The 12,279-nt window shown below is 59.0% G+C and carries 10 protein-coding genes; 5 read left to right on the forward strand and 5 right to left on the reverse strand.

Annotated features, from left to right (window positions below; all coding sequences use genetic code 11):
• Positions 1-41: 41 nt before the first annotated feature.
• Positions 42-287, forward strand: a complete 246-nt coding sequence (locus tag IVB48_RS29000) for a hypothetical protein (protein WP_247405279.1) — start codon at positions 42-44, stop codon at positions 285-287.
• Positions 288-633: 346 nt separating this feature from the next.
• Complete coding sequence (locus IVB48_RS29005) at positions 634-1,515, forward strand: hypothetical protein (RefSeq protein ID WP_247405282.1); 882 nt, start codon at positions 634-636, stop codon at positions 1,513-1,515.
• Between the two features lie 101 nt (positions 1,516-1,616).
• Here IVB48_RS29005 and IVB48_RS29010 read toward each other — a convergent pair whose 3' ends face one another.
• The 4 genes from IVB48_RS29010 to IVB48_RS29025 form a co-directional block, all read right to left on the reverse strand.
• Complete coding sequence (locus IVB48_RS29010; protein WP_247405285.1) at positions 1,617-2,816, reverse strand: hypothetical protein; 1,200 nt, start codon at positions 2,814-2,816, stop codon at positions 1,617-1,619.
• 794 nt (positions 2,817-3,610) lie between these two features.
• The gene (locus IVB48_RS41420; RefSeq protein WP_247405288.1) at positions 3,611-5,914 is read right to left on the reverse strand and encodes an AAA family ATPase; all 2,304 of its coding nucleotides are present in this window, start codon (positions 5,912-5,914) and stop codon (positions 3,611-3,613) included.
• Complete coding sequence (locus tag IVB48_RS29020) at positions 5,911-6,183, reverse strand: hypothetical protein (RefSeq protein ID WP_247405291.1); 273 nt, start codon at positions 6,181-6,183, stop codon at positions 5,911-5,913. Before IVB48_RS29020 ends, IVB48_RS41420 begins: the two co-directional genes overlap by 4 nt.
• Before the next feature lie 140 nt (positions 6,184-6,323).
• On the reverse strand, positions 6,324-7,604 hold the full coding sequence (locus tag IVB48_RS29025) for an integrase arm-type DNA-binding domain-containing protein (RefSeq protein WP_247405294.1): 1,281 nt from the start codon (positions 7,602-7,604) through the stop codon (positions 6,324-6,326).
• A gap of 289 nt (positions 7,605-7,893) precedes the next feature.
• On the opposite strand from IVB48_RS29025, the gene IVB48_RS29030 reads away from it, so the two are divergent.
• The 3 genes from IVB48_RS29030 to IVB48_RS29040 all read left to right on the forward strand — a co-directional run bounded on the left by IVB48_RS29030 (position 7,894) and on the right by IVB48_RS29040 (position 11,327).
• Positions 7,894-8,880 carry an NAD(P)-dependent oxidoreductase gene (locus IVB48_RS29030; RefSeq protein WP_247405297.1) on the forward strand — a complete coding sequence of 329 codons (987 nt, stop codon included), beginning with the start codon at positions 7,894-7,896 and terminating at the stop codon, positions 8,878-8,880.
• 377 nt (positions 8,881-9,257) lie between these two features.
• On the forward strand, positions 9,258-10,550 hold the full coding sequence (locus IVB48_RS29035) for a PQQ-dependent sugar dehydrogenase (protein WP_247357336.1): 1,293 nt from the start codon (positions 9,258-9,260) through the stop codon (positions 10,548-10,550).
• A 183-nt stretch (positions 10,551-10,733) separates the two neighbouring features.
• A complete protein-coding gene (locus IVB48_RS29040) occupies positions 10,734-11,327 on the forward strand; it encodes a c-type cytochrome (protein ID WP_211394972.1) in 594 nt (197 codons plus the stop codon).
• A gap of 12 nt (positions 11,328-11,339) precedes the next feature.
• On the opposite strand, the gene panE is transcribed toward IVB48_RS29040, so the two are convergent.
• On the reverse strand, positions 11,340-12,263 hold the full coding sequence (gene panE / locus IVB48_RS29045) for a 2-dehydropantoate 2-reductase (protein ID WP_247405300.1): 924 nt from the start codon (positions 12,261-12,263) through the stop codon (positions 11,340-11,342).
• Between the last annotated feature and the right edge of the window lie 16 nt (positions 12,264-12,279).

The raw sequence follows: 12,279 nt of genomic DNA on the forward strand, positions 1-12,279 counted from the left end.
GCCGATACTGTGCACCAAGCCAGATAGCGGGAGTTGATTTCATGGCGACCGGCCAAAAGATACCTGGGGATCGATTGGTGCTAGGCATGCTTTCCGTCCTTCGGACGTTGGTGCTGGAGCTCGATCGTAAGGGCGTTTTGGATGCAAGCGAATTTGTGCAGACTGTACAAGAGACCGCGATCGCACATCGAGAAACGGGAGACCCGAACAATCTCGCTGACGCCATTCATGCGATCAGTATGCAGCTGCACGATTCTATCGGGAAGGACATACCGGGCACCAAATGAAAGGCGATGGATCCTGCAGGCAATGACGCTGTCGATGTCCTCAAAAGCGTCGATTTGTGCAACCGCAGCAAATGACGCGAAGAGCCAACTACGGATTCATGCGACGCACCAAAACGAACTAGATCCGACCTGCGATTTCGGCTTCGGAACGTCCAAAGACACTGCTGGCCGCGGACGTGACGGTTCAAGGAGGAGCGCGTGAATAACGGACGGGCAGGCCTCAGACCATTTGCGGCGTGGGAACGGTGTGAGAGTGGCCCAGGGCAGTCGGCAAAGCCGCACGGCTGTCCGCTTGACGCTCTATTGCTGGTTGTGGAACAATCACTGTAGAGCGGGGGCTCGTGGTATGGCAGCGCGACTGGTGGGACTAGCGTGCATTGGCTTTATTCTTTCGGGGTGCGTCGTCCTCCCGCCAACGGAACAGTACGACGGAATCTCGATCAATCGCGTGGTCGATCGCGTAAAGTGTGAGCTGGGTGCGGCGCTCAGCGAAGAGCCTACCCTCCAGTCTTGGGTCGGCGTCATAACGCTTACGCTGGAAGTCGATCACACAGGATCCGTCCTTCCGAGCAGCAGCCTCACCGGCCCGTTCAATGCTGGAACGTTCGGCCTGGATATAAGCGCCGGTGCCACTGGCAAATCGGTGCAGACGTCGCTGGTTAACGTCTATTTCCCTGTCTACGAATTGCTCGCCTTTGCGGAAGCGTGCCCGATTGCGCCCCACAATCAACTTGAAGATTCTCTGGGTCTGCATGAGTGGGTCATACGGACACTGTCGCTCAAGACAAGTGAAGGCGCCCTGTTCAAAGACAAAGACAAGGCCATCGGCTACACGCTCGAATTTGACCTCGATCTTACGGCAGGCATCACGCCAGGTTTCACATTCTCGAGAGTCTCCGGCAAGACTGGATTGTCATTCGAACGGAGGACAGTGAATACTCTCCAAATAGCGCTGGCCGACGCCGGGATCTCACCACCAAAGCGTGTCCAAAGCTACATCAGAGTGCCTTTCCGGCCCAAACCTGCAGAAATCCAACCAGGAGAGATGAGACCGACTGAGGTACCGCTTACCGGTGACGAGCCAAAGCCCTCAGCGACAAAACCGTATCGCTATGAAAAGCGTTACGTGGTGAGGGGCGGCGGGAGCGTGTCAGATAACGCCAAGAAACGTCTGGACGTAATCATTCAACAGCTGCAGTTGAGGAACCTCAGGATTAGGGGGTTCTGATTAGCCTAGCGGTCAGTTGCTCTCAATTATGAGCGGGAGCGCGTAAACAATCGATACGATAGGACGGTCGGCTTGAGCGGGCATTCGAATACAGGCGTCTGCTAAAGGTACTTCATAAGATTCTGGTCGCGCCATGTGGATGATTGCCGCGTCGTCTGATGCCGGCCAAACCAGATCGGTAAGATTACCTCCCGGATTCTCGGATCGCTAAATCGTTGCCGTGCCCGGTCAGCCATGATGACGAAGTCCCATTTGACTCTGATGGACACCACGCGTTTTACGTTTTCGAATCTTATCGGAAGGTGATGGTGCACGGGGCAACTCAGCAGCACGATTTTGCCAAACTTCTCTTTATCAGTCGCGAGGATGAGGACGTTCGCGCCATGGCTGTGCGCGAAGACGTCCCCGCCTTCAAAGCGATGGCTGTGGACCCATTGGAGGAGTTCGTCTCTGGCAATGCTTCGAGCGTAATCGCTCCACCCACCGGACCATCTGAAGTAATCGCTTCTACTATAGAGATGCCGCTGCGGAAGTTGCGTTTCCAAATATACATGGAGATCGCCTGTTCGGGGTCGCCACCACTTGTCGATAGGGGATTTAGCGAACGCAAATACGGTTCCGTGAACAATCGTGGCCTGCCTCCGGCCGCTCTCTGCCGGTCGGCGCCATCGTATCCGGCGGATAAAGTCTCCAATTGAAAGCCAAAAGGTCTGTTGGTCCTGCCGGTTAGCTTCAAGAAAGCGATAGAGGCGCGTAGACTGATTATCGCTATAGTGCCACATGCGGGAAAGCGCAGTCATTGCCATGGCGCGCGTTACGTCATTGGCCGGCTTCCGAGCGGCATTTAGTAGAGTCGCAAATTGAGCGGGAAAGTCAAAATCTGAATATCGCTCGCCGGAAAAGGCGATATCAAGCCATGAAACTGTAGCGGCAACTCGGAGCATTTCATTTTCGTCGGCGAGGTGCAATGCAAGCAGCTTTAGCGCAAGATATTGTGGATCCTCTTCTCTGTCTTCGCGATATAGCCTGGCAACAGTGTCGCGAATTGCGCCTTGAAGGCCGCCGCGCCTTGAAAACTGTCGATAGATGTCGTCGAGCTGTCTGCGAGAATACCCGGACAACGGGTTGATGTTTGGAATTCCGAATGGCGCTGTCTCAAGAAGATCGTCTAAAACTTCACGTCCGGGAGGAGCGAGCAAAAGTCCCAGCACCATCAAGAGCGCAGCGCGGGAGCAAATTGCGCTTGTGCCCTCTTGAGAAAAAGCCAAGGGGCAGGGGACGGGCTCGACAATATCCTCCATGTTGGGCCACTCTCTCTGCAACCGATCTTGCAGCCGTCATGGCCAAGAGTCGTCGCGTTGAGACAAGCATAAAGCTGTCTCGCCCCGATTGGCAACTTACGCGCTAGAGTGTGGACGCGCCTCCAAATGGGAGGGCCAGCAGGTCTTCACTGCCAGATTAGGTGCACCCTGTCACTTGGCCTAGTAGGCGGCGCCGGCTTTGTTGCCGAGAAAGTTTTCTTATCCCGCGATAGCGCTGACGCGACACAAAACAATCCAAGTACGACGATGCGCCACACCGAGGCATTGAGCCAAGACGATATTTGGCTTCGGCGAAGGCGACTTGAGCCGTCCAGTCGCCCGAATAAGCCGCGCAGCAGTTCTCCGCAATCAGCCACCGCGTCCGTGCTTCGACCCACGTTTATCACGTTACGTTGGGAAATATTTTTCTTCATCACCTGAGATCGAGGGTGAGCTCCGTGCTTGCCCTCATAGCAATTGTGCCGCTGGAAGGACCCGCTGAAAAATTTCTACATTTGTGGGAAAGAGAAATATTTCCCCGGTCAAAGCATGCGTCTTATTTCTATTAATGTGCATCCGCCTCCGACAAAGCCATCTATCAGGGGTATGATGCAGGCCATGTTGCGAGCCCGCTGCCATGTCAGGCTCACAATCTGCGCCAGTTCTTTCAGAGAAATAACTCCTTTGCGTCACTGGCGTCAGTCGTCCCCTATAGGGACGAACTGACTGACGCACCGCAATTAATGGGCAGTGCGACAGTGCTTGCGTCAGTGACGCACTGTGACTGACGCATATCAACCGAAGTCGAGCTGGTCATCATCTTCGGCCAGGGCGGGACGCACAAACACCTTTTCCTTGCGTTGATTGCCGTCCGTCCCCGAATACTTCTCTAGGGTACCGTCTTTAATCCATTCCTCAATCAAGGCCGCGATCTGCGCCTTGACCTTGAGGTCTGTCACTTCAACCTGGGCTGATCTAGCAATTGCCAGTCCCGCCCATTTGGCTGCCCGCCCATCATACCGCCATGGCCCATCGACGTTGAGGGCAGCGACCGCGTCCCGCGCGCTGTCGGCGTCTAGCTCTAGAGTCAATTTCTGGTATTCCCATTTCACTACCACTCCGACGCTATCGCCCTCTGTCGATTCGCCGGTCAGTTCATCAGGTGGGCCATTCATCAGATTAACCGGCTCGAACCGATACCAGTCAAGCGCGGCGGTTGGCTTAATCATCGACGACCCCATCATGTCTGCCTTGAAGTAAGACAGGCGCGAACGATCGTCATCTTTAAACCCGGCTGCTTTGGCTTCAGCGGCGGTCATGGTATTGATGGCTCGCCGGGTCCGGGCGGCATAATTGAGCGCCGACGCGCCACGTGAATCCTCAATCGAGGCCCCCATGCCGTTTGTTTTGCGAGTATGATGCGAAAGGACGACGGCGCAATTTGTCTTGTCGGCAATGTCTGCCCATTTCTTCGCGACCAATTCAATCGCGTTGTTGTCGTTCTCCGGGACGCCGTGCGACGATACGAACGGGTCGATAGCAACCACGTCTAGTTTGTGATCCCGTACAGCTTTGTCCATGGCCCGCGTCATCGGTTTCGCAATCTTGGCTTTGCCCTGATCTAGCTCGGCAATTCTAATCGGCATGTCACGGCCAGACTTGATGAACAGCCGGCTGCCAAGGTCGGCTTTAGTCAGCCCATAGTATTTCAGAATCCCGGCGACACGGCGTTCAAGCTCTTCGAGCGGGTCTTCGCCGTTCCAGTATAGGACGCGAAGTTTTTCCGCCGGTTCGACCCCTAGTAGGTCTTTGCCGCAAGCCATGGCGACACACTCAAGTAGAATCAGAGACGACTTGCCCGCGCCGCCGGTCGCCGCGGTTAAGCCGATGAACTTCCGAATGTATGCGGTACCATACAGCCATTTGCGGGTCGGAATCTTCGACGCGTTTTGGGGGATATAGGGCGTCAGGTCAAAAGTGAGTTCATCTTTGATAGGCTTTTTAAAATCTAAATCGGCGTCGCCATCGTCATCAGGGATGTCGGGGTTGTCGTCGAAGTCCTCGCTGGCAGTCGCCGCACGCATCGCGGTTGCTTTGGCGATTTCCTTTTTGAAGAATAGTTCGGCTGCCTTGCGGCTTCCGGCTTTCTTGACGCGCTCGGCGCTGACCATGTTGTCAGGATCCAGCAGAATGCCGAGGATCGTTTCGCTGTCCACGCCGTCTTTGATCAGACTATGAATTAACGCCATGCGCCAGCCTGACGGCGAGTCATCATTCGGCTGCTTTCCTTCAGCCTCACCCGTCTCGATAATCGATCGCGACCGGTCGCCGATTTCCAGTTCGTAAAGGTCAACGCTAAGGGCGTCGCCGATATCGTTCGTTGTCGTCGGCTTGTCAACCTTGGCCACGGGGAAGGCGTCGCGTTCATAGCGACGCGATGAATTCCCCTTCAAGCCGCCAGCGACTGACACACCGCGGCCCGCCTTGCGTTTCTTATCGTTGGGCAAGTTCGTGGTGTTCGGGACGCGATACAGATGTTCAACCGATTGGCAAGTGTCGAAACCATCCGCCGAGGTGCCAAGCTCGCGTGCGAGGCCATTGTTGATCGCCTTTGCCGCTTCAATGGAGTCGGGCCCGTCAAGTTTGATGGGCTTGGAATGCTTCCATAGTCCGACTGTGCCACCGCCCGACACGTATTTAAAAGTCGGCTTCGGCACGATGCCGGAATTCAATCGGGCATCGTGGCGCGCCTGCGCCTTGAGCGGGTCTTCGGGCATGCCGCCCAGCTTCGGGTCACAATCGACGTACGCGAAGACGGCGGCAGCGATATCGGACTCCTTCGACCGCTTGTGGGCCTTAACCTTCGGCGGGTTGGGCTCGAAATAAATATTCCGCTCGCCGTCATTGGCCGCAATATGGTCCCGCATGTCGTCGCGCTCGGCGGGAAGGGTGAAGCAACGGACTTGCGGCGTGTCGCCATCGGCCGCGATTGTGACGACCTTCAACAGCCCCTTAGGACGAATGGTGACTAGCGCATCTGCGGCCTTGTCGGGGTTCGCAGCCTGGCTTTGGGTGGGCAACTGTGATTGAGATTTCACGATTGCACCGCCTTACGCTTACCAGCAACGCCGTGATGCGCGATCGAACCCCGCTCAATCATGGCCATGTCCCAACTGTCGAGTTGTTCTGTGATCCAGAATCGGTCGCGGCCGCCGAGAAAAACGGGTTGCGGAAAACCTTCGTCCCGCATCTTGCGCGTGATCCACATGTCGCTGACGCCGCCATAGCGGGCTTTCAGCGGTGCGACTCGAGTGAATTTGCTTTTGGGGGGGTGAATAGACACGACAGCCAACCTTTCCTGCGCCACGAATGGCGCCTTGAAAAGATTGCGAGCCCATCTAGGTCAGGGCGGTGTCTATCGCAACCAACTGGGGGCAAAATAGCCCGCCGCGTTCGAACGGACAAGTAGTGCGCCGGTCAGAATTTTCTGAAGGGTTAACGCGCCGGTCATTGCCTAAGCATCGGGACCACGTTCGACGGTACTTCCCGGCCTTCAACGACGCGCAAGATTTTGGCCGCAAGCTTTTCGAAGGCGTCGGCCTTTTCGGACGCGTATGCGAAGCGGTCATAGGTCATATCAACCTTGCTCTTACCGCCCGTGTGGTTCGTGCAGGCGTCGCGGACTTCCTTCAGGATCTTTAATTCCTGCATCATCGTTTTGGCCGTCCGTCTCGCGTCGTGCAGCGTCCAATGACCGACGGCGTCGCCCGTGATCCTATCCAGATGCTTTTTCAACTTGCTGAAGCCGCCAAGCGGCCGGCCGGGGCGACGGCCCTCGAAAACAAAAGGTGAATTGCTCATTGTCAACAGCGGTTCAAGAATCGCGTTCAACTGCGCAGTGCGGTGGATATCGTGCGGCTTGCCGTTCTTGGTGCGGTGGCCGCCAATCGACCATACTATCGGCGACAACTCGGCGCGGTCCATTCGTGCAACCTCCGTTCGGCGTGCCGCGGTTAAGAACAGCGTCCGCACGAACGCGCCGAACGTGCCAAGGGATTCGCAGGCATTCCATACGATGCGCAGTTCGTCGGCGGTCAACACGCGCTCGCGGGTTCCGGACCCGGCGGATTCGATGTCGGCGACGGGGTTGAATTTGACTAGGTCATTGTGCTGTTTCGTGTATTTGAAGAAATGCGACAGCCGAGTTCGGCCCTTGCGATGGGCGTCTTTGAAAGCTTCTAGCGGTTTGAGAAGCTTCGCAACGTCCGGTGTCGTGAACGACCCCACGTTTCGCGAATGCCATTTAGGAAGGATCCGGCGGATGAAGAACGACCGGGTTGCGGCGGCCGTGTCTTTGCCTATCTTCGGTTCGACGGGGTTCCCCACGGCGTCGGTCACGGCGGGGAACACTTCGCCGGTTTCGTGGTCCTGATACTCGCGGCCCCATGAGAGGTAATCCCGGTCATAGTCTTTAAAGGCGGCCAAGATGCTATTCGACGGGGCGCGAGCCGTTGCCTTGTCGGCGGCTGGGTCGCCGCCCTTTAGGACTTCGCCGCGCGCCGTGGCGGCGGCTGTGCGGGCGGCTTCGAGCGACACAGACGGATAGTCGCCTAGGGTGAGCTTCCGGGCGACCCCGGCGAGCTTGTAGCGGAACGCCCATGACCGATGGCCGGACGGCTGCACGACCAGCCGAAGGCCGGGCGCAATTGCGTCCCTGACCTCGCGGCGAGTGCTGGCGGGCTTCTCTTTTTCGACCCGGTCGCGGGTCAGTTTAACGGCGGGGGACATGGCGAAAATCTCTCCGGGGTACCTTGGGGTATCTTTCCGGGGCAAAATGTTCCTTTGGCTTACGTTAGATACGAAGGCCAACAAACTCGCAATTCACCAGTGTTTTCAAGGTTAAGGCGCGCTACTGGAGTTGGCAGATGTTGCCCTATGAGGGAAGGGGTTCCGACCTTGCCAAGGTCGGGGTCGAGGGTTCGAGCCCCTTCGCCCGCTCCAATTTTTCCCAAAGCATCCAGCCGGACCGGACGGGCACGTCGTTTTCCACGCCGCTGGCGGCTGTATTGGGTCACGAATGACGATTCTGGTTACCGGCAGCGCGGGCCATCTTGGCGAGGCCCTTCTCCGCACGCTCCGCGGGCGCGGTTCGCCTGCGCGGGGCATCGACCTGAAGGCGTCGCCCTTCACCGACGCCGTCGGTTCGATCGTCGATCCCGATTTCGTGCGGCACCAGATGGACGGCGTCACCGCGGTGATCCACACCGCGACGCTGCACAAGCCGCATGCGGCGACCCACAGCAAGCAAGATTTCATCGACACCAATGTCACCGGCACGCTCAACCTGCTTGAGGCGGCCGCAGCCGCCGGCGTGCGCAGTTTTGTTTTCACCAGCACCACCAGCGCGTTCGGCTCGCAACTCCGCTCCGACGCGGGCCAAGCCGCGGTGTGGGTCACCGAGGACCTGGCGCCGATCCCGAAGAACGTCTACGGCACGACCAAACTGATGGCCGAAACTCTCTGCGAGCTGTTCTGTCGCGAGCGCGGCCTGCCCGTCGTGGTCTTGAGGACCTCGCGCTTCTTCCCGGAAGACGATGACGATCCGGCGATGCGGTCGGCTTACCCGCCGGAGAACGCGCAGGCCAACGAGCTGCTCTATCGCCGGCTGGATATCGCGGACGCGGTGAACGCCCATCTCCTCGCCGCAGAGCGCGCGCCGGACATCGGGTTTGCCCGCTACATCCTGTCGGCCACGAGCCCGTTCGAGCAACGCCGTCTCGCGGCGCTGGCACGTGACGCGGCCGGTGTCGTGCGCGAGCTCTATCCGGATTGTGCGGAGCTCTTTGCTGCGCGCGGCTGGCGGCTATTCCCCGCGATCGACCGCGTCTATGTCAATGAACGTGCGCGGCGCGAACTAGGCTGGCGGCCCGAATTCGACTTCGCGCATGTCCTGAAATGCCTTCGCGATGACCGTGATTTTCGCAGCACGCTCGCGCGCGATGTCGGCTCGAAAGGCTATCATGAGACGATTTTCGACGATGGTCCCTACCCCGTCGCCCCTTAGCCGCCACCTTCGCGAATTCGCTCGACGCGTCAAATGTCTACCCGGCGCCACCGGCAGCAAGGCGGCCAGAGCATTTCTACTGTGCATGGGGTTGTTTCGCGTTTTTTTGTTCCGGACCTCCTGCTGCCTGCAAATTAGCCGCGCGTGATCTTGATTCCGCGCTGCAGCGAGAGCGGTGTCGTCGCGGCATTCGCCATCATTGACTTTACGTCTCAATTTTTACTGAGCGCTATCGCGGCGCACGCGGCGCGCTTCTCACCGCTCGCAGATGTGCTAACCTTCTGCGTCTGTCCTCTCGACAGAGTCCGAACTTCGCCTCTCGATAGCAAAATAAAATAAATGTGCAGCCCTGACGGCTGCCTTAGGGGAGTGACGCGATGAAATTCCATCGATCCGTCTTTCAATCCGCCTTTCAATCCGTCCTGGCGCTTGCAGCGGTTGCCCTTCTCGCGGGGACAAGCGCCGGTCACGCGCAGCAGCAGGACAAGAACAAGCCGCTGAAGAAATACGAATCCGGCACCAAGGAGTTCTGGACCCATCCGCCGGACGACTGGTTCCTCGGCGACGAGACCGAGGCGCAGAAGGGCCTGGCGCCGCCGTCCGGTCCGCCGACCGGCGCGTCCGATTCCGAGCTCGCCAACATCGTCAAGAAGGTCAAGCTGCCACCGGGCTTCAAGATGGAGGTCTACGCCTCCGGTGTGCTGGCCGCACGGCAGATGGCCTGGGGTGACAAGGGCACGCTGTTCGTCGGTTCGTTCGGCCTCGGCAACGTCTACGCCATCAAGGACAACAACGGAAAGAAAGAGGTCAAGACCATCCTCAAGGGGCTGAACATGCCCACGGGTCTGGCCGTCAAGGACGGTGCGCTCTACGTCATCGCGGTCGACAAGCTGATCCGCTACGACGACATCGAAAACAAGCTCGACAATCCCGGCGAGGGCAAGGTCGTCTATGACGACATGCCGTCCTATGCCGCGCATGGCTGGAAGTACATCGCGGTCGACAAGGAAGGCTGGTTCTACATTCCGTTCGGACCGCCCTTCAACATCGGCGTTCCCCCGACCAGCGTGTCGCAGATCCGCCGCGTCGATCCCAAGACCGGCAATGCGGAAATCTATGCGCTCGGCGTTCGCAACTCGGTCGGCGGCGACGTCGATCCGCGCACCGGCAAGTTCTGGTTCACCGAGAATGCCCGCGATTGGATCAGCGACGATCTTCCCTCGGACAAGCTGAACATGATCAGCAAGATCGGCGAGCACTTCGGCTATCCCTACTGCCACCAGGGTGACCTGCCGGATACCAAGTTCGCGATGGGCCACAAATGCTCCGAGTTCACGCCGCCCGTGCTGAACCTCGGCGCTCACGTCGCTCCGCTCGGCATGAAGTTCTATACCGGCGACCAATTCCCGGCCGAGTACAAGAACAACATCCTGATCGCCGAGCACGGCTCCTGGAATCGTCACAAGTACCAGGGCGGCCGCATCATGCGCGTGATCGTCGGTCCCGACGGCAAGAACGCCAAGCAGGAGGTGTTCGCCTCCGGCTGGATCGAGGGCGACCAGGGCTATCTCGGCCGTCCCGACGATATCATCCTCGCCAAGGACGGCTCGATCCTCGTCGCCGACGATTGGGCCGGCGCGATCTACCGCATCAGCTACAGCAAGAAGTAGCCTAAGACGACACAAGGCTGCGGTGCCGAGGGGCGCCGCAGCCTTTCTCATTTCAATTTCGCACGCTGTCGTTCCTGCTTACGTAGAAGTCCGGAACCCATAGTGACGAACGGGGGTTATCGAACTCGGGGCACGCGCTTCGCCGCCCCGGAATGAGCGTTCGACAGATCGGAAATTCCAATCATGCGCCGGCAGTTCATCTCGCACGCAATCAGCGCGGTTGCGCTTCTCGCGCTCGGTTCTCTCCCGACAAGCGCCGCGGACAATGCCGCGATCAAGGAGAAGGCCGCCGTCTGCGCCGGTTGTCACGGTGAGAATGGCATCTCGCAGACCGAGAACATTCCTTCGCTCGCCGGCCAACCCGATCAGTTCCTGCAATGGCAGCTGGTGTTTTTCCGCGCCGGCTCGCGCAAGAACGACCAGATGCAGCCCATTGCCGAGGAAATCACCAACGAGGACGTCCGCAATCTCGGCGCCTATTTCGCCGCGCTGACGCCGCCGACAGCGGCGGAGGACAAGGATCCGGACCTGTCGAAAAAGGGCGCCCAGGTCGCCGTCGGCCGCCGCTGCGCCTCATGTCATACGGATAGCTTTGCCGGCACCAAGGCCGTTGCGCGGCTCGCGGGCCAGCGCGAGGAATACCTCGTCAAGGCGCTGCACGACTACAAGAGCAGCCAGCGCGTCGGCGGTGGAGGCGCTGCGATGGCCGATGTCGCCTATCACATGAGTGATGAGGAAATCACCGCCGTCTCGCACTATCTCGCGTATTTCAAATAGCTGAAGCTGCGGTTAGCTAGCTCGCTGCTTCTCATACGCCTTCAAATGCGTGTAGGCGATGCGCAGCTTCGGGACTGGCACCTTGGCGGCGTCGGCGCGCGCGATGAGGTCGCCGATGACGTGATCGGCTTCGACCGGCAGGCCGGCCTTGACGTCACGGAACATCGAGGCCGTCATCGGCGAGCCCTCGGTGGTGAGGTTGCCCTTCACGCGCTCGAAGAACGGCCCGCCCGGCGTGTAGCCAGACGCGGCGGCGATCGCGCTGGTCTCGTCCAGCATGCCGAGCAGGAAATCCCTGCCGCCGGGAGCGGCGAGGATGTTGCCGACAGAGGTACGCATCAGGCTGGTGGACGCCGCCAGCGAGGAGAGGAACACCCACTTCTCCCACATGTCCTGCATGATGTTCTGGCTGGCCGTTGCACCATTGATGCCGCTCTTGAAGGCCTCGTCGATCGCCTTGACCCGATCCGACAGCTTGCCATCGCGCTCGCCGTAATTGATCGACTGCATCGGCTGGAGCTGCACCACCTCGCGCTTCTCGTCGAGCGTTGCGGCGATGGCGCAGAGGCCACCGAGCACGCGCTCCTTGCCGAACTTGTCGTCGAGGATGTCGAGATGCTTCATGCCGTTGAGCATCGGGATGATCGCCGTATTCGGCCCGACTGCTGCCGCGAACGACTTGATTGCGTCGTCGAGGTCGAAGGCCTTGCAGCTGAGCAGCACGACGTCGAACTTGTCCTTGAGCGCGTCGGCCTGAACGGTCGGCGGATTTTTCAAGGTCACGTCGCCGTTCGGGCTCTTGATGACGAGGCCGGCGCTCGCGAGCTCGCTGGCGCGCCGCGGCCGGACCAGGAAGGTGACGTCGCGGCCGGCCTGCAACAGCCTGCCACCAAAATAGCCGCCGATGGCGCCAGCGCCGACCACGAGGATACGCATGGGATCGTCCTTGTTG

It is taken from the genome of Bradyrhizobium sp. 76, assembly GCF_023073025.1.
GTDB lineage: Bacteria > Pseudomonadota > Alphaproteobacteria > Rhizobiales > Xanthobacteraceae > Bradyrhizobium.